Source organism: Duganella sp. GW821-FHT01E12 (assembly GCF_059422325.1).
Genome location: NZ_JBWKWR010000002.1, coordinates 141,228 through 166,877 on the forward strand (window position 1 = coordinate 141,228; position 25,650 = coordinate 166,877).

Consider the following 25,650-nt stretch of genomic DNA (forward strand, 5'->3'; position numbering starts at 1 on the left):
TTTTTTTCCGCTAAGGTAGCAGCATCACAGGCGGGCGCGCAAGGCTTCTTCCTGCGCGACCAGTTCCGGCGTGGCGGCCTCGCCGAAATCCTCCATCTCGAACACCTGGCGGATTTCGATCTCCGACGGCACGTCGAACGGATTCGGGCAGCGCTTCATCCACTCGATGGCCTCCTCCTTCGACTTCACCTGTATAAGCCAGAAACCGGCGATCAGTTCCTTGGTCTCGGCGAACGGGCCGTCGATGACGGTGCGCTTGGCGCCGTCGTAGCGGATGCGCGCGCCCTTGGAGCTGGGATGCAGGCCCTCGCCGGCCAGCAGCACGCCGGCGTTGACCAGCTCCTCGTTGAACTTGCCCATCGCGGTCAGCAGCTCGGTGCTCGGCATCTTGCCCGCCTCGGAATCCCCGGTGGCTTTAACGATAATCATGAAACGCATTTTCGCTCTCCTATGATCAGCACGGTGGCATTTGCTGTTTCATCGCTTCGCCCATCTCCTCCGGCGTCATGTCCTTGACGTGGGTGGCGATCGACCAGACGTGGCCGAAGGGATCGGTGACCTGGCCGTAGCGGTCGCCCCAGAACATGTCGGCCGGCGGCATCCTCTCGGTGGCGCCGGCGGCGATCGCCTGGGCGTAGGTGGCGTCGGCATCGGGCACGTAGATGTGCAGCGTGACCGGGCTGCCTTTGAGCGCCTTGGGGCCGAGGTTGCCGAAGTCGGGGATCTCGTCCACCAGCATGACGGTGGAATCGCCGATGCGCACGGCGGCGTGCATCAACTTGCCGTTCTGGCCGGGGATGCGCGCGGTCTCCACGGCCTTGAAGGCTTTTTTATAGAACTCGATGGCGGCAGCCGCGCCATCGACCACCAGGTGCGGGGTGACGCTGTGCATGCCTTCCGGGATGGGATCTACTTTTGCAGTCATGATGCTCTCCTTTAAGTGAAAGTTGGACCGAGTGAGAACGCCCACTCTACCTCCACGACGAAGCAGCACGGATCAAATCGACAAATATTTTTAAATATTTTCAGATTTTTTTAACGGAGGGGAAAAGAGAAAGCGCTGCCGTCGCGAAACGGCAGCGCGGCCGGGCATCAGCCGGCTACTTTGCGGCGGCGCAGCGCCGCCAGCCCCACCAGGCCGACACCGAGCATCAGGTAGGCCGACGGTTCCGGCACGGCGGTCGTCACCAGCGTCTGCGTGCCCAGCTGGGTCGTGATGTCCGCCAGGTTGGAGTTGAGGAACAAGGCGTCGGTAAAGCTCAGCGTGCTAGTGCCGGCGCCGATCACGTTGAACTTCAGGTGGGCCAGGCTGCCGCCGCCGCTCACGCCCGGCACCGCGCCGAACTTGGTGCCGTACACATAGGACACGTCGCCCATGCCGAAGTCGGTGGCGCCGCCGTCGGAACCCAGGAAGGCGCCCTCGCTGCCGCCGGCCAGATGCAGGTAGGCCGGATCGAACACCAGCGTGAAGTTGTAGCCGTACAGATCCGTCACGCCGGCGATGCGGATGTCCAGGTCGATGGTCGAGCCGACCACGCCGCTGGACGGGGTGGCGACAATGCTCAGCACCGGATCGGCGGCGTAGGCCGACGGCGCGGCGAAGACGGCCGCCAGCAGCGCGGCGCCGGCCTGGTATTTCCATTTATTCAAACTCAACATATTGTTTTTCCTTTGCCCATCGGGCTTCAATTCAGCATCGGCGCCGGGACTGCCCCGGCGCCGCTCGTGTGTGACCGCGAGTGTGTGACCGCTTACAGGCGGCAACCGCCCGGCAGGCGTTGCGACTCGGCCGACAGATCGCGCGCATCGACCACGCCATCCTTGTTCAGGTCGGCGCGCGCGTCGAAGCCGGCCTGGCCGCTGCGCTTGCCCATCGAGGCCTTGATGATGGCCAGGTCGTCGCAGTTGACCACGCCGTCGCCGTTGACGTCGCCCACCAGGCGGATCGTGAAGTTGGCGTTCGACACATCGAAGAACACGTTGCCGACCGCTTCCACCTTGATGCGCGCCGTGGTGCTGCCCACCAGCGGCAGCGTGACCGCCTTGCTGCCGTTGTTGGGCGTGCTGGCCGCCAGCGTGTACGGGTAGGTGTTGCCGCCGTCGGTGGACAGCGTGATCTTCACGTTGGCGGTGCTGACCGGCGCCACGTCGGTGTTGGCCACGCTCCAGGTCACGGTCTGGGTCGAGCCGGCGTCCATGGACAGCGCCGTGTTCGGCGACGTCACCAGGAAGGGACCGGCGTTCGGCGCCAGCACCAGCTTGGTGCTGGCGTTGCCCACGCCGCCGCGGCCGTCACGCGCGGTCAGGCGGAAGTTCAGCGCGGCCGGATTGGCGTTGGCGCTGAAGCCCACGTAGTCGGCCGTCGGCAGGAACTCCGAGTAGCACTCGATGTCGGCCGGGGTCGGCGTCGCGGCGGCGGCCGGGCAGCTGCCGGTTTCGGCGTTGGTGTTGTTGGCCAGGATCTGCGCCATGTCCGGGAACACGCGGGTCGGATCGGTGCTGACATGGTTTTCGCCCGGCGAGCCATACTTGATGGCGTCGTCGTTGCTGACCACGGCGCGCACGCCGAACTGGCGGAACAGCGGGCCGTTGGTCTTGGCGTTGCTGATCAAGCCGGTGCCGGTGCCGTTGGCGCGGTCGTTCTGCTCCCACATATAGGTCAGCGTGTCGGCCTCGCCGTCGGTGGCGCTGCCGGTCAGCGCGAACGGCGTGCGCACCGGGATGGTGTAGCCGGCCGGCACCGTCACCACCGGCGTGGTATTGCCGGTGAACGACAGCGTGCCGCGGCGGGTGGTGGCGCCGCCGGAGACGATCTCGCCGACGTAGCCGCTGCAACCGCCGCTGCAATCGACCAGCTGCAGCAGCGCGACCTTGGAGCTGGCCAGCGCGCCGTTGAAGGTCAGCGTGACGGCGTTGTCGCTCACGGCGCTGACGGACACGGTGCCGCCCGCGGGCCAGCCGCTGATGCCCTCGATCGCGTTCTTGATGCCGCCGACGTTGAAGTTGCTGCCGCGGACGATGGGCGCCGAGTCGTGGCCGTTGTAGCGCAGCTTGAACTGCTGGGTGCCGCCGAAGTTGGTCAGCGCCACCATCTGCACTTCGTTGACGCCGCTTTCCGCGCCCGAGGTGTAGGCGACGATCTCGTCGAAGCTGCGCTGCGACCAGTAGGCGTCGCTGTGGGTTTGCAGGTTGTCGCTGCCGCAGATGCCGGCGTAGGCCATGATCGACGAGCCGCTGCCCGGTTCCACCGAGGTGCCGGCGTTGCGGTTGCCGCCCGAGCAATTGCTGACCACGCCGTTGAAGGTGTGGTTGCCGGAGAACTGGTGGCCCATTTCGTGCGCCACGTAATCGACCGCGTAGAAGTCGCCGACCGGGGTCGGAATGCCGGTGCAGCCCTGCGCCTTGGCGCTGCCGCCGACCACGCCCAGGCTGGCGATGCCGCCGCCGTTGAGGCCGAGCGCGATGTGGCCGACGTCGTAGTTGCCGGCGCCGGCCAGCAGGCCGGCCACGACGCGGTTGCGGGTCAGCGTGGAGCTGCCGCAGCTGGCCGCCTGGGACGCGGTAAAGCAGGCCGCGCCGCCGCAGGGGCCATTGCTGCCGGTCATCTGCGCGGCGGTGTCCAGGTTCAGGGCGTCGGTATTGTTGATCAGCATCAGGCGGATCGCGGTCTCGTCTTCATAGACCTGGGTCACGCGGTTGATCAGCGTGACCTTGGCCGCCGTCACGTTGGCCGGGCCGCCGAAATAGGTGGCGTAGGAAGGATCGGTGACCAGCGCCAGGCGATAGGTGCGCAGCTGGTTGCCGGAAGCCGGGCCGGCCACGACCTGGTCGTCCACCACGTGGTAGGCCACGGTGCTGGTCGACTTGCCGTCGGTGGCGCTGACCTCGAAGGCGCCGGTGTTGCGCGACGGATCGGCCACCAGCGTGGTGTTGATCACGCCCTCGGCGTCGGCCGTGACGACCACGCTCTGGCGCGTGGCGCTGTCGCCCTCGTTGCGCACCGAGACCGTGACCGAGGCGCCCGGCGTGAAGCCGGCGCCGCGCACTTCGACCTGGTCGCCGGCGTGGTAGAAGCCCTGCGACACGGCGATCTGCGCCTCGGTCAGCGGCGCTTCGCGCAGCGCGCCATGGCTGTTGGCCAGGTCGCGGCTGTGATAGCTGTTGTAGACGCTGTCGTCCAGCGCCGTTTGCGGATCGACATACCAGGCGCCCTTCGGCGTGCGCACCGAGGCGTGCAGGCCCAGCGGGGTGATGTCCATGCGCAGGCTGGCGTTCGGATCGTCGATGCCCTTGCCGGCGTAGGTCTTGATTTCGGGATGCTTGGCGGCCAGGCCCGCTTCCATGATCGGCGAATCGACGATGGCGAAGCGCTGGTAGCCGCCGTCCGGGTGCGGCAGGGAAATGATCAGCGGGCTGACGGCGGCGGCCTCGGTGCGCTCCAGCGGCGCCGAGCGGGCCAGCTGCTTCAGGCCGTTGCGGTTTAGGCTGGCGGCGTGGAAGCGGCGCGGGCCGGTCGTGCCGGCCGCCTGCGCGCTGCGGCCGCCGGCGGGGCCGACGTCCTGCCAGAAGTCGCCGGTGGGCTGGCTCGGGGTCGGCGCGTCCTGGGCGATGACGGCGGCGGAGCCGGAGATGGTCCAGCCCAGCGCCATGAAAGCAATTAACATGCGTCCAGCGCTGGGACGCAGCGTAGCCCTGGCCTTTTTGAGGCGGGGAGCCGGTGACGGTTTCACTGAAAGTTTCATGCCTGCTATACCCTTATTTTATTGTTGATCCGAAAGGTCCGTTTTCCCTGTGCAGCAAGAAAAAATGTACTCGGCGAAACACTCATGTGTTGCGAACAAGACATGCAAAAGTTTCAACTTAAGTATTGCTTAATTAATTTATTATCACAACAGCTGGCGCGTTTTTTTTTGCCGCGACGGCGGCAAGCCGCCCGTCCCACCCGCAAGATCAAAAAATCACTATTGTCTTTAATACACAGCTTTGTTTGACCTGTTATACCGGCCGCCGCGAAACGCAAGCGCGCGGCCGCCCCGCCTTCGTTTGCGCCCGCCCATCCCGATTGTGAAGCCCGGCGAAACCGGCGCTTTTAAATTCCCCCTCCCCGCCCCGTATTACCGCGCGTTCGCGCCACTTCCATTCCTCATTATTTAATGCTGGTTCAAAGTGTTTTCATATATGAATTCTTTACAGCACGATCGTTCAAGAACTACGATTAACTCAAGATGAAAGTCTTCATCACCGGAATAGGAAATGCACCATGAAGGTTTCGTATGAGAACTGGGAAGGAAAAACCAGGGAGCGTCTGATCGAACCGCATTACATTCATTTTGGCTCAACCCAATGGCACGTCATACCGCAGTGGCTTTTGCGTTGCACCGATTTGGTGACAAATGAACCGCACGATTTCGCTCTCTCCAAAATGATTACGCTGGATGTACACGAATTACATTTTCAAAAGGATTAACGATGGAAAAAGTAAAGCTGGGTAATGAGGGACTGTCGGTATCGAGGATCGGGCTCGGTTGCATGGGCATGAGCCAGTGGTACGGCGCTCCGGACGATGAGGAATCGATCGCCACCATCCACCAGGCGCTCGACAGCGGCGTCAATTTCTTCGACACCGCCGAAGCCTACGGCGCCTACACCAACGAGCGCCTGCTGGGCAAGGCGCTCAAGCGGCGGCGCGGCGAGGCGGTGATCGCCACCAAGTTCGGCTTCGATCTCAAGGACGGCAACATCGTCGGCGTCAACAGCCGGCCCGAGCACATCGTCAACGTGGTCAACGCCTCGCTGGAGCGGCTGGACACCGACTACATCGACCTGCTCTACCAGCACCGCATCGACCCGTCGATACCGATCGAGGAGGTGGTGGGCGTGATGGCGGACCTGGTCAAGGCCGGCAAGGTCAAGTACCTCGGCCTGTGCGAGGTCGGCGTCCAGACCATCGAGCGCGCCCACGCGGTCCACCCTCTTTCCGTGGTGCAAAGCGAGTATTCCATCTGGGAACGCAACATCGAGGACGACGTCCTGCCCTTCCTGCGCCAGAAGAACATCGGCCTGGTGTCGTTCTGCCCGCTGGGGCGCGGCTTCCTCACCGGCACCGTCGAGCGCGCCGAATCCTACGCCAGCACGGACTTCCGCAGCCAGGATCCGCGCCTGCAGGGCGACAGCTACGATTTGAATATGGCGATCGCCAGGAAGATTAAAGAACTGGCCGAAGAAAATAATATGACGCCGGCTCAACTGGCAATCGCCTGGCTGCTTGAACAAGGCAAGGATATTGTCCCGATTCCCGGCACCAAGCGCCGCAAGTATTTTATTGAAAACGCCAAATCGACTGAAATACATTTATCGGAATCATTGCTTGCCGCCTTATACGACATTAATGCGGCCGGCCCTCGTTATAACGAGAGAATGATGTCACTGATAGATCGATAAGCACGAACGTTGTGAATCATAAAGGTGAATAATGGCTAAAATCGGAATGCCAATCGACTGGCAAAAGCATAAAGAAATTTTCTCCGGCGAATGCGAAACCGCATTCCAAAAATACCTGGGCGCCTTGCAGTCGCCCGCGGCGCTCCAGCAGGCGGTGCTGGACGACATCATCGCCATCAGCAGGAAGGCGCTGCACTGGCGCGAACAGCAATATTCCGACGCGGTGACGGACGCCGACAGCTTCCGCGCCACGCTGCCCATCATGCGCTACGAGGACTTCGAGCCGCTGCTGGAACGCGAAGCCCTGGCCAAGGGCGGCGTGCTGACCTGCAGCCCGGTCATGCGCTGGCTGAAAACCAGCGGCACCACGGGCGTGCCCAAGCGCATCCCCTACACCCTGCACTGGCTGCAGCGCTACCGCATCCCGGCGATGAAGGTGCTGTGGGGCAATTACCAGCGCCACTACCCCGACATCTTCGCCCATCGCCACGCCATCCTGGATACGCAGACGGTGCGCGAGGACGTGTCGGACTACCTGCATGGCGTGGAGCACCAGGCCATCAGCAACCGCCATCCCAAGATCAACGAGCACGACTGGAATCCGCCGTGGTACGACGAGCCCTGGTTCTCGCCGGCGATGCCGATCAGCCATGAACGCAAGATGTACCACCGGATCCGCAATTTCGTCGGCAAGAAGCTGCACTGCATTTCCGCGATCAACCCCAGCACGCTGATCTCGATCCGCGAATACCTGTACAAGTTCCGCGACACCCTGGTCCAGGAAATCAAGGACGGCACGCTGGACGGCCAGGTCTTCAACGCGCCGGACCCGCAGCTGGCGGCCGAGATCGCCCGCATCGTCGCCGGCAACGACTTCACGCTCAAGGACATCTGGCCTGACCTGCAGTTCTACAGCTGCTGGCTGACCGCGTCCGCCGGCCTGTACAACGCCAAGCTGGACGCGCTGTTCCCCGGCGTGGCCAAGCTGCCCTTCATGAGCTGCGGCTCGGAAGGCGTGACCACGCTGCCGGTCGACGCCAGCCCCTACAGCCAGCCGCTCGCGGTGGGCCAGGCCTTCTTTGAATTCGTGCCCGCCGACTTCCCGCTGCGCGAGCACATCCAGGAAGGCAAGCCGGTCGAGACGCTGCTGTTCAACCAGCTGCAGGCGGGCCAGGAATACCACCTGATCATGAGCCAGGGCAACGGCATGTACCGCCTGTGGACCGGCGACATCTACCACGTCGACCGCATCGACGGCGAGCTGCCGTGGATCCATTTCATCCGGCGCGACGGCATCTTCCACTCCTTCACCGGCGAGAAGCTGACCGAGTACCACGTCACCGAGGCGATCAGCAACACCTTCGCCGCCAGCGGCCTGAAGCTGGGCCTGTACATCTGCGGCCCGGCCTGGGACGAGCCGCCGCACTACGTGGTGATGGCGGAGACGGCCAACGGCGCGGCCGACGACGCGGCCGCGATGGCCCTGCGGATGGACGCGGAGCTGAAGAAGATCAACCTCGAATACGCCTCCAAGCGCGATTCGAACCGGCTCAACCCGATCAAGTTCTTCGCCGTGCCGCAGGACACCATCGTGCGCTATGTGGAAAGCAAACGCAACGCGGTCAACTCGAACCAGTACAAGTACAAGCCCTTCGAGAAGAACCTGGACTTCCTGGCCGCCATTAACGGATCACTCAGCTGAGGTTTATATGACTACGCTTAACATGAAACACGTCGAACGCTCCATCGACTACATCGGACGCGACGGCCTCAACCTCGCCCTGCACGCCTGGCGGCCGGAAGCGCCGCGGGCCGCGGTGTTCTACTTCCACGGCCTGCAGAGCCATGCGGGCTGGCTGTGGGAGGTGGGCTGCCAGTTCGCCCGCAACGGCGTGGCGCTGTACGTGCTGGACCGGCGCGGCTGCGGCATCAGCGACGGCCGGCGCAACGAGATCCCGTCGCCGGCCACCTGCCTGGAGGACTACCGCGTGGCGATCGCCCACGTGCGCGAGGAGATCGGCCCGGATGTGCCGCTGGGCCTGTTCGGCCACTGCCTGGGCGGCTCCTTCCTGGCCGCGCTGATGGCCGATCCGAACTTCGATGTGCCGTACGAAGCCACCACCTTCTGCTCGGCCTGGCTGGGCAAGCTGCACCACACGCTGCCGCCGGGCGAGCTGCAAGCCATCCTCAACGACCGCCGCGACGGCCACTGGGACGCGGGCCTGAAGGCCGAGCACTTCACCGACCAGCCCAAGTACATCGAGTTCATCAAGAACGACGTGCTGTCCACGCGCCAGCTCAGCTTTGATTCGCGCGCGACGCTGGTGCAGCTGGAGATGATGTATGTGCACCGCCGCGACCTGTACCGGAACGCGCCGAGCATCTACATCTGCGGCAACGACGATCCCATCGTCAACCTGGACTGCGCCAAGAAACAGTACGCGCAGATGTTCGGCAACGCCGGCGAAATCCTGGAGCTGCCGACGCCGAAGCACTTCCTGCTGTTCACCGACGTGCGCAACCGCCTGATCAACAAGGTCACGTCCTACGTCAGCTCCTACGGCCATACGCACTATGTCTAAGCTGGACGTGTACCGGGTCACCATGCCGATGGCGCGCAGCTTCGGGCACGCCGCGGCGCGCCGCAGCGAGTCCGAGAGCGTGGTGCTGCGCTACGCCAGCCAGGGCCTGGAGGCGAACGGCGAGTGCGCGCCGCGCCGCTACGTCACCAACGAAAGCATCGACACGGTGCTGGCCGAGCTGGCAACGCTCGACCTGCGGCGCTACTGCGGCGCGCTCGACACCGTCGATCCGCTGGCCCTGCTCGAGACGCTGCTGCACGGCGGCGCCGGCGCGGCCTTCGGCATCGCCGCCGGCAACAACACCGTCTGCCTGCTGGAACTGCTGGCGCTCGACTACCTGTGGCGGCGCACCGGGCGCAGCGCGCTCGGCCAGCAGGCGCGCGCCGGCCGGACGCTGGCGGTGTCCCAGGTCATGGATTCGGAACTGACGGTCGACGAGTTCCTCGGCCAGCGCGGGCCCTTCCACTTCATCAAGTTCAAGGCCAGCGACGATTTCGCGCGCGACCTGCAAACGCTGCGCACGATCCGCGCCGCCACCGGCGACGTGCCGATCATGGTGGACGCCAACATGAGCTGGGAGGTCGACGCGGCCATCGCCAACGCCCGGCAGCTGCTCGACATCGGCGTCGGCATGCTGGAGGAACCGCTGGCGCCGCGCCGCTACCGCGACCTGTGGCGCCTGCGCAGGGAGACCGGCATCGCCGTCATGCTGGACGAATCGGTCTGCAGCCTGGAGGACGCGCGCGCGGCCGACCTGCACGGCGCCTGCGACGCCATCAACCTGCGCGTGGCCAAGATGGGCGGCTGGCACGCCTGCCGCGCGATCGCCGCGTTCGCCGGCCAGAACGGCATCGCCTACCAGGTCGGGGTCCAGGTGGCCGAGGTGGCGACCCTGGTCGACGCCGGCCGCTGCCTGTCGTTCAGCCTGACGGACGCCATGACGACCGAGGCCGGCCAGTCCGACCTGTTCTTCGACCAGCCGGTCGCGCGCTTCGCCAGCCGCGTCGACCGCCAGACCAACACCGTCGATTGCCCAAGCGGCCACGGCTTCGGCGCCGTGCTGACCCCGGCCATCGCGCGGTATCACCATTTCTCCGTGAATTAAGGTAATCAAAGTGAACACAGCCGCGCCTCAACGCTATTTCTCGGACCTGGTCGTCGAGTTCTTCGACCAGCACGGCATCGAGTACGTCGCCTTCAATCCGGGCGCCTCCTTCCGTGGCATACACGACTCCCTGGTCTTCGCCGACAACGCCGCCATCGCGCCCGGCATCGTGATGGCCTGCCACGAAGAGATCGCCGTCGCCATCGCCCACGGCTACTTCAAGGCCAGCGGCAAGCACATGGCCGTGCTGATCCACGCCAACGTGGGCCTGCTGCACGCCTCGATGGCGATCTTCAACGCCTGGTGCGACCGCGTGCCGCTGCTGCTCATCGGCGGCAACGGCCCGATCGACGCCAGCAAGCGCCGGCCGTGGATCGACTGGATCCACACCTCGTCCAACATCGAGACGGCGGTCAACGACTTCGTCAAATGGAGCGACCAGCCCGCGAGCCAGGCCGCCACGCTGGAGTCGCTGTACCGCGCCTACAAGCTGATGCAGACCGGCCAGCAGGCGCCGGTGTTCATCGCGGCCGATTTCGACGTGCAGGAACAGCCGCTGCAGCCCGGCCTCAAGCTGCTGCCGCGCACGGCCTCGCAGCCGGCCACGCTGCCCGGGCTGGGCGCCGCCGACATCGCCTACCTGCGCGGCCGCCTGGCGCAGGCGCACTTCCCGGTGCTGGTGCTGGACTTCCAGGGCCGCCATCCCGAGACCGTGGCCCTGCTGCTCGAGCTGGTCGAGCGGCTGGACATCGCCGTCATCGACCGCGGCAACCGCTTCAACTTCCCCAACCAGCACCTCAACCAGTGCAACGAGTACGACAGCGAGGTGCTGGCCGCGTGCGACTTCATTTTCGCCATCGAGGTGCAGGACCTGGAGGGCGCGCTGTTCAAGATGTTCCCGGACTGCAGCGTCGAGCAGATCGGCGCGGGGCGGGAAATCGTCACGCTCGATTGCAACGACCTGCTGGTGAGCAAATGGGCGGCCGACTACCAGCGCCTGGTGCCGGTCAGCCGCGCGTACGCGGCCGACACCGTCGCCACGCTGCGCGCGCTGGCCGCCGCGCTGGAGCAGACGCCGGCCGCGCGCTCGCCGGAGCAGCGGGCCGAACGCCGGCGGCTGTTCGAGCAGCAGCGCGCCCGCCGCCTGCTCAGGATGCAGGCCGACCAGGCCGGCTACGACGACCACCCAAGGCTGCACGCCGGCACCGCCGTGGCGGAAATCGCCAGGGCGGTCGAGGCCGAGCGCTGGGTGCTGACCAACACCGGCAGCCTCACCATCGACGCCCTGGTCAAGAAGGGCTGGGACATGACGCGTCCCGGCTGCTACCTCGGCCTGAACGGCGGCGGCGGGCTGGGCTACGGCCTGGGCGCCTCCATCGGCGCCGCCCTGGCGCTCCAGGACAGCGACGCCATCTGCATCGACCTGCAGTCCGACGGCGATTTCCTCTACACCCCGAGCGGGCTGTGGACGCTGGCCGCGTATGCCATTCCGCTGCTGGTGATCGTCATGAACAACCAGCTGTACCTGAACTCGACGCAGCACGCGCAGCGCATCGCCGGGCAGCGCGACCGCGACATCCACAACGCCCACATCGCCACCAGCTTCCACGCCTGCCCGGTGGACTTCACCACGTTGGCGGCCTCGTTCAACGTCCAGGCCTTCCCGGCCGTGACCGAGGCGGCCGCCGTCCTGCCTGCGGTGCGGCAGGCCATCGAGTACATCAAGACCCACCGCCGACCGGCGGTCATCGAATTCAAAATCTTGTGAGGAGACCCCCTTGAACGCATTTTTCGAATTTATCTACCAGGACCAGCACTACATCTCCTTCGACCACCCGCGCGAGGGCGTGGAGCTGTCCGCCTACCACTACATGCCCGGCTACCTGCAGGAAGTGATGGCCGCCACCGGCTACTCCTTCGTCCGCTACAAGGAGCGCATCGTCGACGGCACGCCGCGCCGGCTGTTCACCGCCGAGATGCTGGCCGAGATCCGCCTGCTGCCGCCGCTGATGCCGCCGCTGAAGACCTGCGCCGTCATCAGCGGCTTCGGCCTGAGCAACCGCGGCAAGGTCACCATGTCGGGCAACACGCCGGCGCCGCGTCCCTCGTGGTTCTTCAAGGGCACCGGGCCCGCGCTCAAGGTCAACGGCGACCGCATCGCCGTCAGCGCCACCGCCATCTCGATCTGCGAGGAGGCGGAAATCGTGCTGGTCTACATGAACGACCAGCACGGCATGCCGCGCTACATCGGCTTCACCGTGGGCAACGACCTGACCGACATGGGCACCATCAAGTCCAGCCCGCAGGCCTTCTCCTACGGCAAGCTGTGCGAGTGCGCGGTGCACCAGACGCTGTTCATCGAGCCGCCGCCGCAGCGCCTGACCGGCCGCACGGCCATCTACCGCGACGGCGCGCTGGCGTGGGAAGGCAAGTTCAGCACCGGCACCGAGGAGCTGTACTATCCGATCGCGCAAATGCTGGGCAATCTGTTCCAGCATCCATCGTTCCAGCTGCCGGGCATGGTGAACTACGTCTACATCGGCGCCGACCGCAACAGCTACGACGCCGGCTTCCGCACCAGGCCGGGCGACCGCTTCGCGCTGGAATTCAAGGAGCTCGGGGTCGCCGTCGAGAGCGAGCTGGTGTTCAATCCGCCGCAGCCGGCGCCGGCGTCCCGCTCGCCGTCCGAGAAGCAGCGCAACGCGCCGTTGCAGCCGGTCGCATGATCACGCCGCGACGACTGAGCGATGTGGAGGCGGCGTTCTTCTACCTCCACCGCGAATGCCACGGCTCGACCCAGGTGGTCACGCGCATCAGCATGCCCGGCAGCTGGAGCGCGCCGGCCGTGCGCGCCAGCCTGCGGGAGTGGGCCGTGTCGCATCCGCTGCTGCTGGCGCGGGTGGCCGAGCGCGCCGGCTCGCTGTGGTTCGACTACGACGAGCACGCCGGCGCCAGCCCGCGCGTGGCCGACGCCGCCCCGGATTTCGATCCGCAGCAGGAGCTGCTGCGCGAACTCAATACGCCGCTCGATTCGCACGCCCGGCTGTGGCGCCTGAGCGCCCATCTGCGGCCGCAGGCGATGGAGCTGTACCTGACCCGCAACCACGCGATCTCGGACGCCTACACCACCCGGCGGCAGGTGAACAGCCTGGTCGAGGCGCTGACCGGCGCCGGCCCGCACGGCCTGCGCGGACAGCCGCTGCTGGCCGACCGCAACGCCCACGCCTATCTGGCGCCGGGCCAGGCGGGCGGCGTGGCCGCGGCCCCGGCCGGCCTGCAGCCCCATATGCGCCAGGCGCCGGTGCGCCTGCGCCGCACGGAACTGGTCAGCCGCGTGCTGAGCGTGCGGCAAAGCCAGCGCCTCAAGGCCTATTGCAAGTCCAACCGCCTGACCGTCAACCAGCTGTTCGCCGCCCTGATGATGCAGGCCTACGCCGCCACCAGCCAGCGGCGCGAGTTCAATTTCTACACGGCCGTCAATACCCGCGGCCGCTACGCCGAGCACGCCGTGGCCAAGGGACTGGGCTGCAACATCGGCGTGGTCAGGACGCCGATGGCGCTGAACTCGGAACGGCTGCCGGACACCGTGCGCCAGTATCGCGAACGCCTGGCGCGCGAGGACGCCCTGTGGTCGCCCGCCGCCACCGGGCATGAGGCGCTGCGGCAGCGGATCGCCGCGCTGGGCGAGGCCGCGGACTTCGGCGGCATCTGCCTGACCAACAGCGGCCAGGTCGATCCGCCGCCGGCGCTGGCGCCCCACGTCGGCCTGGTCCAGACGGTGGTCAACCGCTGCGTCGCCAACTACGCGCTGGTGCTGCACCTGTCGTCGTTCGGCGGCGCCTTTCATCTGAACTTCACCCATGCCGCACCGGCCCTGTCGGCCGACTTCGGCCAGGCCGTGGCCGCCCGCCTCATCACCCGCATCGAGCAGACGACGATGGAACATCGCGCCTTGCCGTGCCAACCCAGCCTTACGTAACAGGAGAACCCATCATGTCCACCCCAACCGGAAAGCAACTCGCGCTCCTGTCATCCTGCCTCGCCTTCATCATCGTCATTCTCGATGTCAGCGTGGTCAACGTCGCCCTGCGCAGCCTGCGCGCGGAATTCACCGGCACCATCGCGCACCTTGAATGGGTGGTCAGCGGCTACACGCTGACCTTCGCCGCCTTCCTGCTGACCGCGGGCGCGCTGGGCGACCGCTTCGGCCCCAAGAAAGTCTTCATCCTCGGCTTCGTGCTGTTCGCGCTGGCCTCCTTCCTGTGCGGCATCGCCGACAGCCTGACGGCGCTGATCGTCTACCGCCTGCTGCAGGGCCTGGGCGCGGCGCTGGTGGTGCCGGCCTCGCTGGCCATCGTCAACCAGACCTTCCCGGAAAAGAACGCGCGCAGCCGGGCGATCAGCCTGTGGGCCGCGTCGGGCGGCATGGCGCTGGCGCTCGGCCCGGTGTTCGGCGGCGTGCTCATTTCGCTGACCGGCTGGCGCTCGATCTTCTTCGTCAACGTGCCGATCGCGCTGCTGGGCAGCCTGATCGCCTGGCGCTGCGTCAAGGACGCCAGCAACACGGCCGGCCGCGTGATCGACATTCCCGGCCAGCTGCTGGCGGCCCTGGCGCTGGGCGGCTTCACGCTGGCGCTGATACAGGTGAGCTCGTCCGGCGTGCACTCGCCGCAGGTCATGGGCGGCATGATCGTGTTCCTGCTCGCCAGCGCGGCCTTCATCACGGTGGAGAACAGCAAGGCCCAGCCGATGCTGCCGCTGTACCTGTTCCGGAACAGCCACTTCGCCTCGTCGTCGCTGATCGGCATCCTGGTCAACTTCGCCTTCTACGGCCTGATCTTCCTGTTCAGCCTGTTCTTCCAGTACGCCTGGGCCTACACCCCGCTCGACACCGGCCTGGCCTTCCTGCCGATGACCGGCTCGATCATGATCGCCAACCTGCTGTGCGGGAAGCTGATGGTCAAGCACGGCTACCGAACCGTGCTCATCTGCGGCATCGCGCTGGCCGCGCTGGGCTACCTGGCCATGCTGCCCTTCGTCGGCGACGGCCAGTACGCCCACATCGGCGTCCAGTTCGTCGTGGCCGGGCTGGGCATCGGACTGGCGGTGCCGGCGATGACCAACGCCATGGTGTCGTCCACCGAGCAACGCTTCATCGGCATCGCCTCCGGCGTGCTCAACGCCTCGCGCCAGATCGGCGGCCTGATCGGCGTCGCCTCGATGGGCCTGATCGTCGGCGACATCACGGCGGAACACTTCACCAGCGGCATGGCGCCCGCCCTGCTGTGGTCGATCGCCGCGCTGGCCATCGGCGGGCTGATCAGTTTCTTCGGCTTGAGAAAATTCGAATCCCCCATCATCGCAACCCGTACATCGTAACAGGAGAAGTCATGCCACATTTAACGCTCGAATATTCCACCAACCTGACCGGCCGCCTGGATTTCCAGGCGCTGTTTTCCGAGCTGCACGAGGTGCTGGCCGGCGTGAGCACCTTCAAGATCCAGGATTTCAAGAGCCGCGGCTATCCCGCCAGCGCCTTCTTTATCGGCAAGGGCAACGCCAACCAGTCGTTCATCAACCTCGACATCGCCACCTTCCAGGGCAAGACGGTCGACGAGCGCAAGCTGCTGACCGAGACCGCGCTGCGCGTGCTGAGCGCCTATTTCCGCGACACGCTGGCCGCGACCAACTGCGACATCTCGGTGCAGGTGACCGAGCTCGAGCGCGAGGTCTTTTCCCGCGTGCGCTCGAACGAGCTGCTGGAGGGCGCGCAATGAAGACCTTTGAAGACCAGAACATCCTGATCGTGGGCGGCTCCTCCGGCGTCGGCTTCGACACCGCCCGACGCTTCGACGAGCTGGGGGCCAACGTGACGATCGCCTCCCGCAGCTGGAGCAAGCTGGACCAGGCGCTGGGCAAGCTGAGCAAGCGCGCCAGCGGGCGCCAGCTGGACTTCACCGATGTCGAAGCGATCGCGGCCGGCGCGCAGGCGGGCGAGGTGTGGGACCACATCGTCGTCAGCGCGGCCGAGACGCCGATGGGCAGCGCGCGCGACCTGCCGCTGGACGCCGCCTACCAGGCCATGGACAGCAAGTTCTGGGGCGCCTACCGGATCGCCAAGCTGCTCAACATCCGCGCCGGCGGCTCGCTGACATTCGTGGCCGGCTACCTGTCGCAGCGGCCGGGCCGCGCCAGCGCGCTGCAGAGCGCCATCAACGCCGCGCTGGAGGGACTGGGCCGCGCGCTGGCGCTGGAGATGGCGCCGACCCGCGTCAACACGGTCTCGCCCGGCCTGCTCGACACGGAACTGTGGGGAAAAATGCCGGCGCTCCAGCGCGGCGCCATGTTCGACGCCGCCGGCAAGCGCCTGCCGGTGGGGCGCGTGGGCCAGCCGGACGATGTCGCCGACGGCATCGTCTTCCTGGCGGGGAACGGCTACACCACCGGGATCACGCTGTTCCTGGACGGCGGCGGACGCCTGGCCTAGTCAGGAAAACTCGTCGAGCAGGAAGTTGATGAAGGCTTTCAGCTTCGACGGCATGAAGTCCATCTTGCGGTAGACCAGGTGCATGGCCCGGTTGGGCAGGCGGTATTCCGGCAGCAGGCGCACCAGCTGGCCGCTTTGCAGCCACGGCTGCGCCAGGATCTCCGGTATCACCGCGATGCCCGTGCCCTTCAGGACCAGCGCGCACACGCCCTGCGCGTCGTTCACCTGCATCTTGAAGGGCACGTTCACCTTGTGGCTGGTGTCGCCGTCGCCGATGAACTCCCAGGTCGTCTGCAGGCGGTTCCAGACCGTCTTGTGGTCGAAGTAGGTGGCGATGCACAGATGCTGGGCCAGGTCCTCGGGCGTGGCGGGCGGCGGATTGACGGCCAGGTAGTCCGGCGCCGCGCACAGCACCACCGAATACGGCCGCAGCGGCCGCGCCACCAAGTTCGAATCGGACAAGGGGCCGAGGCGGATGGCGGCGTCGTAGTCGGTCTTGGTCATGTCGACGATGTCGTCGCTGATCGAGACGTCGATGCGGATCTTGGGATGTTTCGCGTAGAACTCGCTCAGGCGCGGCAGCAGCGCGACGATGCCGAAGGTGCGGGGCGCCGTCAGGTGCAGCGTGCCTTCGGGGTTGTCGGTGAAGTTGGAGGCGACCTCGCCGCTCTCCTTGATCATCGCCAGCACGTTCAGGCAGATGCCGTAGTAGTAGGTGCCGAAATTGGTGATCGACAGCTTTCTGGTGGTGCGGATCACCAGCGCGGTCCCCAGGTCGTCCTCCAGATAGCGGAGATAATTGCTGACCATCGATACGGATAGATTGGAGTTCTGCGCTGCGACCGTCAGGCTTTTCTTGTCCACGACTCTGACGAAAATTTGCATCGCCTTCAATTTATCCATTGCCGCACGCCTTCTGTTCTGATGATCCACACGCCCGGCGCCGGGCACACCCGCCCCGCCGCCGGCTTACTTTTTATGCAATATTACACCTCCGGCCGGAAGGAAGCCAACTTCGCGCGCTTCTTTGGGAGTGCGCGCCCGAAAGCGGTAGAATGACGGGTTACGCGCCGGGGCCGTTTTCGCCCCTGCAAAACCAGACTCATCGCACCGCCGAAAAAGAACCAATGACCACCGTCCCGAACGAAATCAACGCCGCCGCCGTCAAGAACAGCCCTACCGAAAAAGTCACTCCGATGATGGCTCAGTACCTGAGCATCAAGGCCGAATACCCGGACATGCTGGTGTTCTACCGCATGGGCGACTTCTATGAGCTGTTCCACTCGGACGCGGAAAAGGCGGCGCGGGTGCTGGGCATCACGCTGACCGCGCGCGGCAGCTCGGGCGGCCAGCCGATCAAGATGTGCGGCGTGCCCTTCCATTCGCTCGAGGGCTATCTGGCCAAGCTGGTCAAGATCGGCGAGTCGTGCGCGATCTGCGAGCAGATCGGCGACCCGGCCACCAGCAAGGGGCCGGTCGAACGCAAGGTGATGCGCGTGGTCACGCCGGGCACGCTGACCGACGCCGACCTGCTGCCGGAAAAGGCCGAGCGTCCGCTGCTGGCGATGTGCATCCTCAGCCAGCGCAAGGTGGCCACGGCCGGCCTGGCGTGGCTGTCGCTGGCCAGCGGCGCGCTCAAGCTGATGGAGTTCTCCGGCGACACCCGCACCGTCACCGCCCGCATGCAGCAGGAGCTGGAGCGCATCGCGCCGGCCGAGGTGCTGCGCGGCGATAACGCCGACCTGTTCGAGGAGGCCGTGCACTGCCACGTCAACCGCGTGCCGGACTGGCACTTCGACGTGGTCGGCGGCCACAAGGCGCTGCTCGACCAGCTCGGCGTGGCGACGTTGACCGGCTTCGGCGCCGACGGCCTGGGCGCGGCGTTCGGCGCGGCCGGCGCGCTGCTGCGCTACGCCCAGTCGACGCAGGGACGCGGCCTGCAGCACGTGCGCTCGCTGGCCACCGAAACCGAGAACGAATTCATCGGCCTGGACGCCGCCACCCGCCGCAACCTGGAACTGACCGAGACCATCCGCGGCCAGGAGTCGCCGACGCTGTTCTCGCTGCTGGACCACTGCCGCACCGCGATGGGTTCGCGCCTGCTGCGCCACTGGCTGCACCACGCGCGCCGCGACCAGGCCATCGCCCGCTCGCGCCACGAGGCCATCGCCGCGCTGGGCCAGGCCGACGCCACCGGCGCGCTGTCGCACACGCTGGCGCAGGTGCCGGACATCGAACGCATCACCACCCGCATCGCGCTGCTGTCGGCGCGGCCGCGCGACCTGGCCAGCCTGCGCGACGGCCTGCAGCAGCTGCCGTCGCTGCGCCAGGCGATGCAGCGCGCGCTGACCGATCCGCACGGCCTGCTGGCCGCGGTGCACGCCGACATGGCCACGCCGGCGGCCTGCCTCGACCTGCTGCAGCGCGCGGTGGCACTGGAGCCGGCCGCGATGGTGCGCGACGGCGGCGTGTTCGCGCGCGGCTTCGACGCGGAGCTCGACGAGCTGCGCGCGCTGTCCGAGAACGCCGGCCAGTTCCTGGTCGACCTCGAAACACGCGAGCGCGCCCGCACCGGCATCGCCAACCTGCGCGTGGAGTACAACAAGGTGCACGGCTTCTACATCGAGGTCACGCACGGCCAGACCACCAAGGTGCCGGACGACTACCGCCGCCGCCAGACGCTGAAGAACGCGGAGCGCTACATCACGCCGGAACTGAAGGCCTTCGAGGACAAGGCGCTGTCGGCGCAGGACAAGGCGCTGGCGCGCGAGAAGATGCTGTACGACCAGCTGCTGGGCGACCTGGCGCCGTTCATCGGTACGCTGCAGACGATCTCGAAGGCGCTGGCGCAGCTCGACGCCCTGACCTCGCTGACCGACCACGCGCTGCGCCACAACTGGTGCGCGCCGCAGCTGGTGGACACGCCGTGCATCAACATCGCCGAGGGCCGCCATCCGGTGGTGGAGAACCAGATCGAGCGCTTCATCGCCAACGATTGCCGCTTCGTCGAGGACCGCCGCCTGCTGCTGATCACCGGCCCCAACATGGGCGGTAAATCGACCTTCATGCGTCAGGTGGCGCTGATCACGCTGTTGGCCTACGTGGGCAGCTACGTGCCGGCCGCCAGCGCCACCATCGGCCCGATCGACCGCATCTTCACCCGCATCGGCGCCACCGACGACCTGGCCGGCGGCCGCTCGACCTTCATGGTGGAGATGACCGAATCGGCCGCCATCCTCAACGGCGCCACCGAGCACTCGCTGGTGCTGATGGACGAGGTGGGACGCGGGACCTCGACCTTCGACGGCCTGGCGCTGGCGTGGGCCATCGCGCGCCACCTGATCGACACCAGCCGCAGCTTCTCGCTGTTTGCCACCCACTACTTCGAACTGACGCAGCTGCCGGAGAGCCATCCGACGGCGGCCAATGTGCACCTGTCGGCGGTCGAGCACAAGGACAGCATCGTGTTCCTGCACGCGGTGCAGGACGGCCCGGCGTCGCAAAGCTACGGCTTGCAGGTGGCGCAGCTGGCCGGCGTGCCGCAGCCGGTGATCAAGGCCGCGCGCAAGCACCTGGCGCGCCTGGAGGCGCAGGCGCTGGACGCCACGCCGCAGCTGGACCTGTTCGCCGCGCCGACCGCCGACGCGGACGACCAGGAACTGGAGGCGCCGGCGCACGGCGCGCCGGCGGCGCCCAGCCCGGCGATGCGCGAACTGCTGGATGCGCTCGACGATCTCGATCCGGATGCGCTGACCCCGCGCGAAGCGCTGGAACGCCTGTATCAGCTCAAGCGCCTGACGGAGACGGCGCAGGCATGATGCCGCTGCACGTCCCTGGCACGGCCACCGCCGCTGCGCCGCCGCGCCGCCTGGCCGCGATCGCGGCTGGCGTGGCGGTACTGGCCGCGTGCCAGGCGCAGGCCGCGCAGCCGGCCATGCGCGGCTTCCAGTTCGGCGTGATCGGCCATTCGTTCAAGAGCGGCCCGGATGAATCGGTGCTCAGGCGCGCCATCGCCGACGTCACGCAGGTCGCGCCGGCCTTCATCGTCGCCACCGGCATCAAGGCCGGCACGGAGCCTTGCAGCGACAGGCTGTACGCCCAGCGCCGCGCGGTGCTCAACGAGGCGGCGCCGCCGATGATCGTCTCGCTGGCCGGCAGCGACTGGAGCGGCTGCGTCAACTCCATCGGCCGCTCGAACGCGATCGAGCGCCTGAACCGCCTGCGCGAACTGTTCTACGCCGACGGCGAATCGCTGGGCGAACGCCGGCTGCCGCTGACGCGCCTGTCTGCCAGCGCCAAGTTCCGCAGCTACGCGGAGAACGCGCACTGGGAATACGGCAAGGTGCTGTTCGCCACCATCAATCTGCCGGCCAACAACAACCACTTCCGCGCCGAGGCCGGCCGCAACAGCGAGTACGAGGACCGGCTGGTGGCCAACCGCGCCTGGCTGCACCGCCTGTTCACGCTGGCGGAGCGGCAGAAGATGCAGGGGCTGGTGCTGTTCTCGGACGGCGACGTCGGGGTGCAGGCGGAGCAAGGCTTCTCGCTGCTGCCGAGTTTTCAGTCGAAACAGGATGGCTTCGCCGAACCGCGCCGGCAGATACGGGCGATGGCGGAAAAATTCAAGGGGAAGGTGCTGCTGGTCGATACCCAGGGCGGCGCCGGGACCGAGCCATCCATCGTCTGGCGCGGCAATGTGGGACATCTGAGCCTGGCCGGGGAATGGGCCGAGGTGCGCGTCGCGCCAGGCAGCGCCGCCCTGTTCACGCTCAAGGGCGGCGCCGCCGAAGCGACGCAGTAAGCACTTAGTGGATCGGGTGGATGGCGACGTGATCGCCCTCTTCGCCTTCGTCGTCCTCGTCGCCGTGGTGGTGGCCGTGGGCGCCGTGCACGTGGCCGTGGGCGATTTCTTCGTCCGTGGCTTCACGCACTTCGGCCACGCTCAACGAGAAACGCAGCGCCATGCCGGCCAGCGGGTGATTGCCGTCCAGGACCACCTTGTCGTCGGCGATATCGGTGACGGTGAAGATCATCGCTTCTTCGCCATCGTCGCCATCCGGCATGCCTTCGAACTGCATGCCCACTTCCAGCGGCTCAGGCAGGCGGTTGCGCGGCTCGACCTTGACCAGCGCGGCGTCGTAGTCGCCGAACGCATCTTCCGGTTCGATCTGCAGGATGGTGGAATAGCCGGCTTCCTTGCCGTCCAGTTCTTCTTCGATTTTCGGCAGGGTGTTCTCGTAGCCGCCGTGCAGGTAGACCATAGGCTGACGGCCGTCTTCGATCAGATTGTCCTGGGCATCGGACAGCTTGTAATTCACAGTCACGACCGTGTTCTTGGCAATCTTCATTTTGTAATTCCTTTCTGTATATAAGCCCCGGAATTATACCTTGGATCGCCCGCCGAACCGCCGCCAGCCCGACAATCGGCGCGGCGATGGTTATAATGGGCGCATGAAAAAACTACCTCTCCTCGGCGACATCACGCCGGCGCAGTTCCTGCGCGACTACTGGCACAAAAAGCCCCTGCTGATCCGCAACGCCATCCCCGGCTTCAAGCCTTTGCTGAGCATGGAGGCGCTGACCAAGCTGGCCTCGACCAACCACGCGGAATCGCGCCTGGTGACCAATGTCGACGGCCAGTGGAATATGCAGCATGGCCCGCTGGAGGCCCTGCCGCCGATGGACCAGAAGGAATGGACCGTGCTGGTCCAGGGCGTCAACCTGTTCGACGCCAAGGCCGACGCGCTGCTGCGCCAGTTCCGCTTCCTGCCGGACGCCCGCCTGGACGACCTGATGGTCAGCTTCGCCACCGACGGCGGCGGCGTCGGCCCCCACTTCGATTCCTACGACGTGTTCCTGCTGCAGGCGCAGGGCCAGCGCCGCTGGCAGATCGGCCCGCAGAAGGACCTGAGCCTGGTCGAAGGCTTGCCGCTGAAGATACTGGCCAATTTCAAGCCGAACGAGGAGTTCGTGCTCAATCCGGGCGACATGCTGTACCTGCCGCCGCACTACGCGCACGACGGCATCGCCATCGGCGACTGCCAGACCTATTCGATCGGCTTCCGTTCGCCGTCCTACCAGGAGCTGGGCGAAGCCTTCCTGCAGTTCATGGCCGATTCGATCGACCTGCCGGGCCGCTACGGCGATCCGGAGCTGGAGGCGACCTCCAAGCCGGCCGAGATCCCGCGCCACATGCTGAACACGATCGCCGAGGAAATCAACAAGGTCAGCTTCACCGAGGAAGACATCACCATCTTCCTGGGCGAGTATATGTCCGAGCCCAAGCACAACGTGTTCTTCACCGGCCCGGCCAAGCCGCTGACGTTCGGCAAGTTCGGCGAAGCGGCGGCGAAGAAGGGCTTGTCGCTGTCGCGCAAGACGCAAATGCTGTACCGCGGCAAACACGTGTTCATCAACGGCGAATCGTTCGGCGTCAGCCGCGCCGACAAGATCACGCTGGAGCTGCTGGCCAACCACCGCGCGCTGGCCGGCGCGGAGGTGTCCCAGGCGTCGGACGACGTTATGGACGCGCTATACACCTGGTATCAGGACGGCTGGATCGAGTTGGGCTAATCACGGGGAGGCGGTATGGACAGGCAGAGTTTTCCATTCACCACCAGGGCGGAATTTCTTGAGCACCTGGCCAGCTGCTTCACCCGCGCCCAGCACACGCTGACGCTGTTCGACCCGGATTTCGCCATCTGGGAGCTGGGCAGCAGCGCCACCGACGCCCTGCTGCGCCGCTTCCTGCACCAGGGCGGCCGCCTGCAGATGACCGGGCACGACGGCCACCACATCGAGCGCGACGCGCCGCGCTTCCTGCGCCTGATCAAGGATTACAGCCATCTGGTGGAAGTGCGCCGCACCAGCCAGCAATTGCGCCAGCTGACGGACTCGTTCTGCATCGCCGACGAACGCCATATCGTGCGGCGTTTTCACTCGGATCATTTCCGCGGCGAAGCGGTTTTTGACGGGCCGGAAGATACCCAAACCAGCGGCGACCGCTTTATTACGATTTGGTTAGAATCGGCGCCCGGATTGTTCGCAAACTCAACTGGATTATGATCCAGTTCAAGGTAAAATGCCGGTGTTCGATGCGAACACTGGTATTCCGTGCCGAATCTGCTAAAGTAGAGTCGAAACCGAAATGTTGCGATATCGCAAAATAGTTGTGGAAACGGCTGTTTGTCCTATTGCGACGCACTAAAAATCGCTATAATATTCGGTTAGGAAGTTTCCGTTGTCTGGCAGGCACCATTTCCGGTACGAAAGCCTTCGAAGACGACCTAATGAGCGATAATTACCGGTAATTATTAATCGCAACAATTGTGTTTAATTTTGAATTAATTAAGGAAAACCCCATGAAAAAATCCCTGCTGATCGTTTCCCTGCTGGCTGTTGCTCTGGCTGCTTGCTCCAAAAAAGAAGAAGCTCCTGCTGCTCCAGCTCCAGTAGCTGCTCCAGAAGCTGCTGCTCCTGCTGCTGCTCCAGCACCTGCTCCAGCTGCTGACGCTGCTGCTCCAGCTGCTGCTGCTCCTGCCGCTTCGGACGCTGCTGCTGCTCCAGCCGCTTCGGCTGCTGCTGCTCCTGCTGCTTCGAAGTAATCAGCTTGTGGAAAAGCCGGCCTTCGGGCCGGTTTTTTTACGCCTGATGCTTTTGCATCCAAGGGGAAAGTTCCATTTGGATGCGGATATAAAAAACCCGCCAGCCTGAACGCACGCAAGATCGCGTTCAGGCTGGCGGGTTTTGTTTTGAATAGCCGGCAATAACCGGCTATCCCATTATTTCAATTGCTCGTGCAGCAGGGTCAGGATCTTTTCGGCGACCGGCGTGGCTTCCGCTTTGCCGGCATTGCTCAACACGGTAACGATGCTGCTGTTACCCGCGCCGGCTTTCACCGAAATGCGATAGCGCTGCGCTTCCTTATCGGCTTCCGACGACGAGCCCCAGCTGAACAGCTTGCTGAAGAAGCCCTTGGTTTCGGCGGCGTCGTCGACGTAACGAACGAAGTACGTGCCCTGGGTGCGGTCGCGGTCTTCCACGGTGAAGCCGGCGCGGTCCAGCGCCAGGCCCACGCGGCGCCAGGCGCGGTCGAAGCCCTCGTCCACCTGCACGGCGCGCTCGGCGCCGGCGCCCACCAGCGACGCATGCTGCGGCTGCACAATCGCGGTGTCGACGGCCGACTTGGCCTGCGCCACTTCCGAACCATTGCCCAGCTTGGTCATCAGGCGCGCCAGGAATTCAGCTTCCAGGCCCGGATCGTTGGGACGCGGCATCCAGGTGGTCGATTCCTTCTGGGCGCCGGTGACGACTTCCTGGGCGCCGCGGTGGCTGACGTAGATCTCGCTGGCGCCGTCGGCGCGGCGTTCGACGCGGGTGCGGAACTTGTCGCGCTCGCCGCTGGAATAGACCGAGTCAAATACCTTGCCGATGGTGTTGCGGATGAAATCCTGCGGGATCTTGGCGCGGTTTTCGTTCCATTCGGTTTCCATGGTGCCGGCGGTGGCGTTTTCCTTGGCCAGCACGAAGCCCGAATCTTCCCAGAATTGCTTCAGCTGCGGCCACAGTTGCTCGGGCGTCTGCTTGATCACCAGCCAGCGCTGGTTGCCGTCGCGCTCGACCTTGATGTCGTTGATGCTGGTCGGCACCACGGTGCCTGCGGCGGGCGTGCCCGGCATGATGGCGGCCGGGCCGGCGACGATGCCCTTGGAAGCGTTGTAACCCGAGGCGGTGGCGATGCCGTTGTTCGAGTCCGGCAGCGAGTAGCGGTTATCTTTCTGCAATTGCGTCAGATCCGGCGGCACGTCCAGCGTGCTGGCCTTCTTGGCGGACTTGTAGTCCACCTTGTCGTTGCCGACGACGGAGCTGATCATGCCGCAACCGGTCAAACTGGCCATCAATGCGCCGACTACAACGGCGCGCTGCGAGGAAATAGAAGCTGTCTTGCGAATAGTCATGTCGTTACTGTTTAAGAAGCTGAAAAGCAGCAAATCAGGGATGATCCGAACCGAAGTCGGGGCTTGTGGCTAAGGTTT

The 25,650-nt window shown here is 65.5% G+C and carries 24 protein-coding genes; 17 read left to right on the plus strand and 7 right to left on the minus strand.

Going from position 1 to position 25,650, the window contains the following annotated elements:
- Positions 1 to 24: 24 nt before the first annotated feature.
- The 4 genes from AC07WS_RS05905 to AC07WS_RS05920 form a co-directional block, all read right to left on the minus strand.
- Positions 25 to 438: a YciI family protein gene (locus tag AC07WS_RS05905; RefSeq protein WP_494728159.1), complete on the minus strand. Its 414-nt coding sequence runs from the start codon at positions 436 to 438 to the stop codon at positions 25 to 27.
- A 16-nt stretch (positions 439 to 454) separates the two neighbouring features.
- Positions 455 to 925, minus strand: a complete 471-nt coding sequence (locus tag AC07WS_RS05910) for a VOC family protein (RefSeq protein ID WP_494728160.1) — start codon at positions 923 to 925, stop codon at positions 455 to 457.
- Between the two features lie 167 nt (positions 926 to 1,092).
- Positions 1,093 to 1,659 carry a cohesin domain-containing protein gene (locus AC07WS_RS05915; RefSeq protein WP_494728161.1) on the minus strand — a complete coding sequence of 189 codons (567 nt, stop codon included), beginning with the start codon at positions 1,657 to 1,659 and terminating at the stop codon, positions 1,093 to 1,095.
- Between the two features lie 92 nt (positions 1,660 to 1,751).
- Positions 1,752 to 4,664 (minus strand): reprolysin-like metallopeptidase, encoded by a 2,913-nt coding sequence (locus AC07WS_RS05920; protein WP_494728162.1) that lies wholly within the window; start codon positions 4,662 to 4,664, stop codon positions 1,752 to 1,754.
- Positions 4,665 to 5,260: 596 nt separating this feature from the next.
- Here AC07WS_RS05920 and AC07WS_RS05925 point away from each other — a divergent pair.
- Genes AC07WS_RS05925 through AC07WS_RS05975 form a run of 11 tightly spaced genes read left to right on the plus strand, consistent with a single transcriptional unit; the run spans position 5,261 to position 16,615 of the window.
- Positions 5,261 to 5,467, plus strand: a complete 207-nt coding sequence (locus AC07WS_RS05925; protein WP_494728163.1) for a hypothetical protein — start codon at positions 5,261 to 5,263, stop codon at positions 5,465 to 5,467.
- Positions 5,468 to 5,469: 2 nt separating this feature from the next.
- Positions 5,470 to 6,441, plus strand: a complete 972-nt coding sequence (locus AC07WS_RS05930; RefSeq protein WP_494728164.1) for an aldo/keto reductase — start codon at positions 5,470 to 5,472, stop codon at positions 6,439 to 6,441.
- Positions 6,442 to 6,472: 31 nt separating this feature from the next.
- Complete coding sequence (locus AC07WS_RS05935) at positions 6,473 to 8,143, plus strand: GH3 family acyl-acid amido synthetase (RefSeq protein WP_494728165.1); 1,671 nt, start codon at positions 6,473 to 6,475, stop codon at positions 8,141 to 8,143.
- A 7-nt stretch (positions 8,144 to 8,150) separates the two neighbouring features.
- Entirely contained in the window at positions 8,151 to 9,023 is an 873-nt protein-coding gene (locus AC07WS_RS05940) for an alpha/beta fold hydrolase (protein ID WP_494728166.1), read from the plus strand.
- The gene (locus AC07WS_RS05945) at positions 9,016 to 10,128 is read left to right on the plus strand and encodes an enolase C-terminal domain-like protein (protein WP_494728167.1); all 1,113 of its coding nucleotides are present in this window, start codon (positions 9,016 to 9,018) and stop codon (positions 10,126 to 10,128) included. The genes AC07WS_RS05940 and AC07WS_RS05945 overlap by 8 nt, the downstream gene beginning before the upstream one ends.
- A 10-nt stretch (positions 10,129 to 10,138) precedes the next feature.
- Positions 10,139 to 11,896 carry a thiamine pyrophosphate-dependent enzyme gene (locus tag AC07WS_RS05950; RefSeq protein ID WP_494728168.1) on the plus strand — a complete coding sequence of 586 codons (1,758 nt, stop codon included), beginning with the start codon at positions 10,139 to 10,141 and terminating at the stop codon, positions 11,894 to 11,896.
- A gap of 10 nt (positions 11,897 to 11,906) precedes the next feature.
- Complete coding sequence (locus tag AC07WS_RS05955; RefSeq protein ID WP_494728169.1) at positions 11,907 to 12,854, plus strand: hypothetical protein; 948 nt, start codon at positions 11,907 to 11,909, stop codon at positions 12,852 to 12,854.
- Positions 12,851 to 14,107, plus strand: coding sequence for a hypothetical protein (locus tag AC07WS_RS05960; protein ID WP_494728170.1), 1,257 nt, complete (start codon positions 12,851 to 12,853; stop codon positions 14,105 to 14,107). The genes AC07WS_RS05955 and AC07WS_RS05960 overlap by 4 nt, the downstream gene beginning before the upstream one ends.
- A gap of 14 nt (positions 14,108 to 14,121) precedes the next feature.
- Positions 14,122 to 15,507, plus strand: a complete 1,386-nt coding sequence (locus AC07WS_RS05965) for an MFS transporter (protein WP_494728171.1) — start codon at positions 14,122 to 14,124, stop codon at positions 15,505 to 15,507.
- An 11-nt stretch (positions 15,508 to 15,518) separates the two neighbouring features.
- Positions 15,519 to 15,905 (plus strand): 5-carboxymethyl-2-hydroxymuconate Delta-isomerase, encoded by a 387-nt coding sequence (locus tag AC07WS_RS05970; protein ID WP_494728172.1) that lies wholly within the window; start codon positions 15,519 to 15,521, stop codon positions 15,903 to 15,905.
- On the plus strand, positions 15,902 to 16,615 hold the full coding sequence (locus tag AC07WS_RS05975; RefSeq protein WP_494728173.1) for an SDR family oxidoreductase: 714 nt from the start codon (positions 15,902 to 15,904) through the stop codon (positions 16,613 to 16,615). The genes AC07WS_RS05970 and AC07WS_RS05975 overlap by 4 nt, the downstream gene beginning before the upstream one ends.
- Here AC07WS_RS05975 and AC07WS_RS05980 read toward each other — a convergent pair whose 3' ends face one another.
- Positions 16,616 to 17,518, minus strand: a complete 903-nt coding sequence (locus AC07WS_RS05980) for a LysR family transcriptional regulator (RefSeq protein ID WP_494728174.1) — start codon at positions 17,516 to 17,518, stop codon at positions 16,616 to 16,618.
- Between the two features lie 224 nt (positions 17,519 to 17,742).
- Here AC07WS_RS05980 and mutS point away from each other — a divergent pair, with 224 nt between their 5' ends.
- Positions 17,743 to 20,433, plus strand: coding sequence for a DNA mismatch repair protein MutS (mutS, locus tag AC07WS_RS05985; protein ID WP_494728175.1), 2,691 nt, complete (start codon positions 17,743 to 17,745; stop codon positions 20,431 to 20,433).
- Positions 20,430 to 21,416, plus strand: a complete 987-nt coding sequence (locus tag AC07WS_RS05990) for a hypothetical protein (protein WP_494728176.1) — start codon at positions 20,430 to 20,432, stop codon at positions 21,414 to 21,416. Before mutS ends, AC07WS_RS05990 begins: the two co-directional genes overlap by 4 nt.
- 4 nt (positions 21,417 to 21,420) lie before the next feature.
- Here AC07WS_RS05990 and AC07WS_RS05995 read toward each other — a convergent pair whose 3' ends face one another.
- A complete protein-coding gene (locus AC07WS_RS05995) occupies positions 21,421 to 21,963 on the minus strand; it encodes an FKBP-type peptidyl-prolyl cis-trans isomerase (protein ID WP_161095451.1) in 543 nt (180 codons plus the stop codon).
- Positions 21,964 to 22,066: 103 nt separating this feature from the next.
- Between AC07WS_RS05995 and AC07WS_RS06000 the strand changes: the two genes are divergently transcribed.
- The 3 genes from AC07WS_RS06000 to AC07WS_RS06010 all read left to right on the plus strand — a co-directional run bounded on the left by AC07WS_RS06000 (position 22,067) and on the right by AC07WS_RS06010 (position 24,219).
- A complete protein-coding gene (locus AC07WS_RS06000; protein WP_494728177.1) occupies positions 22,067 to 23,188 on the plus strand; it encodes a JmjC domain-containing protein in 1,122 nt (373 codons plus the stop codon).
- 15 nt (positions 23,189 to 23,203) lie between these two features.
- A complete protein-coding gene (locus AC07WS_RS06005) occupies positions 23,204 to 23,680 on the plus strand; it encodes a DUF7931 domain-containing protein (protein WP_494728178.1) in 477 nt (158 codons plus the stop codon).
- A 296-nt stretch (positions 23,681 to 23,976) separates the two neighbouring features.
- Positions 23,977 to 24,219 (plus strand): hypothetical protein, encoded by a 243-nt coding sequence (locus AC07WS_RS06010; protein WP_116990225.1) that lies wholly within the window; start codon positions 23,977 to 23,979, stop codon positions 24,217 to 24,219.
- A gap of 177 nt (positions 24,220 to 24,396) precedes the next feature.
- Here the strand turns inward: AC07WS_RS06010 and bamC are convergent, their stop codons facing one another.
- Positions 24,397 to 25,512 (minus strand): NlpB/DapX family lipoprotein, encoded by a 1,116-nt coding sequence (gene bamC / locus AC07WS_RS06015; protein WP_494728179.1) that lies wholly within the window; start codon positions 25,510 to 25,512, stop codon positions 24,397 to 24,399.
- On the opposite strand from bamC, the gene AC07WS_RS06020 reads away from it, so the two are divergent.
- Positions 25,487 to 25,645, plus strand: a complete 159-nt coding sequence (locus tag AC07WS_RS06020) for a hypothetical protein (RefSeq protein ID WP_175001155.1) — start codon at positions 25,487 to 25,489, stop codon at positions 25,643 to 25,645. The genes bamC and AC07WS_RS06020 overlap by 26 nt on opposite strands.
- The last annotated feature ends 5 nt before the right edge of the window (positions 25,646 to 25,650 follow it).

Bases quoted from the DNA above. Each gene is read 5' to 3' on its own strand.
- AC07WS_RS05990 (WP_494728176.1), top strand. From the start codon at position 20,430: ATGATGCCGCTGCACGTCCCTGGCACGGCCACCGCCGCTGCGCCGCCG.
- AC07WS_RS06020 (WP_175001155.1), top strand. From the start codon at position 25,487: ATGCCGCAACCGGTCAAACTGGCCATCAATGCGCCGACTACAACGGCG.
- AC07WS_RS05930 (WP_494728164.1), top strand. From the start codon at position 5,470: ATGGAAAAAGTAAAGCTGGGTAATGAGGGACTGTCGGTATCGAGGATC.
- AC07WS_RS05915 (WP_494728161.1), bottom strand. From the start codon at position 1,659: ATGTTGAGTTTGAATAAATGGAAATACCAGGCCGGCGCCGCGCTGCTG.
- AC07WS_RS05920 (WP_494728162.1), bottom strand. From the start codon at position 4,664: ATGTTAATTGCTTTCATGGCGCTGGGCTGGACCATCTCCGGCTCCGCC.
- mutS (WP_494728175.1), top strand. From the start codon at position 17,743: ATGACCACCGTCCCGAACGAAATCAACGCCGCCGCCGTCAAGAACAGC.
- AC07WS_RS05925 (WP_494728163.1), top strand. From the start codon at position 5,261: ATGAAGGTTTCGTATGAGAACTGGGAAGGAAAAACCAGGGAGCGTCTG.
- AC07WS_RS05905 (WP_494728159.1), bottom strand. From the start codon at position 438: ATGCGTTTCATGATTATCGTTAAAGCCACCGGGGATTCCGAGGCGGGC.
- AC07WS_RS05945 (WP_494728167.1), top strand. From the start codon at position 9,016: ATGTCTAAGCTGGACGTGTACCGGGTCACCATGCCGATGGCGCGCAGC.
- AC07WS_RS05910 (WP_494728160.1), bottom strand. From the start codon at position 925: ATGACTGCAAAAGTAGATCCCATCCCGGAAGGCATGCACAGCGTCACC.
- AC07WS_RS05940 (WP_494728166.1), top strand. From the start codon at position 8,151: ATGACTACGCTTAACATGAAACACGTCGAACGCTCCATCGACTACATC.
- AC07WS_RS05965 (WP_494728171.1), top strand. From the start codon at position 14,122: ATGTCCACCCCAACCGGAAAGCAACTCGCGCTCCTGTCATCCTGCCTC.
- bamC (WP_494728179.1), bottom strand. From the start codon at position 25,512: ATGGCCAGTTTGACCGGTTGCGGCATGATCAGCTCCGTCGTCGGCAAC.
- AC07WS_RS05970 (WP_494728172.1), top strand. From the start codon at position 15,519: ATGCCACATTTAACGCTCGAATATTCCACCAACCTGACCGGCCGCCTG.
- AC07WS_RS06010 (WP_116990225.1), top strand. From the start codon at position 23,977: ATGAAAAAATCCCTGCTGATCGTTTCCCTGCTGGCTGTTGCTCTGGCT.
- AC07WS_RS05960 (WP_494728170.1), top strand. From the start codon at position 12,851: ATGATCACGCCGCGACGACTGAGCGATGTGGAGGCGGCGTTCTTCTAC.
- AC07WS_RS06000 (WP_494728177.1), top strand. From the start codon at position 22,067: ATGAAAAAACTACCTCTCCTCGGCGACATCACGCCGGCGCAGTTCCTG.
- AC07WS_RS05980 (WP_494728174.1), bottom strand. From the start codon at position 17,518: ATGGATAAATTGAAGGCGATGCAAATTTTCGTCAGAGTCGTGGACAAG.
- AC07WS_RS05975 (WP_494728173.1), top strand. From the start codon at position 15,902: ATGAAGACCTTTGAAGACCAGAACATCCTGATCGTGGGCGGCTCCTCC.
- AC07WS_RS06005 (WP_494728178.1), top strand. From the start codon at position 23,204: ATGGACAGGCAGAGTTTTCCATTCACCACCAGGGCGGAATTTCTTGAG.
- AC07WS_RS05935 (WP_494728165.1), top strand. From the start codon at position 6,473: ATGGCTAAAATCGGAATGCCAATCGACTGGCAAAAGCATAAAGAAATT.
- AC07WS_RS05995 (WP_161095451.1), bottom strand. From the start codon at position 21,963: ATGAAGATTGCCAAGAACACGGTCGTGACTGTGAATTACAAGCTGTCC.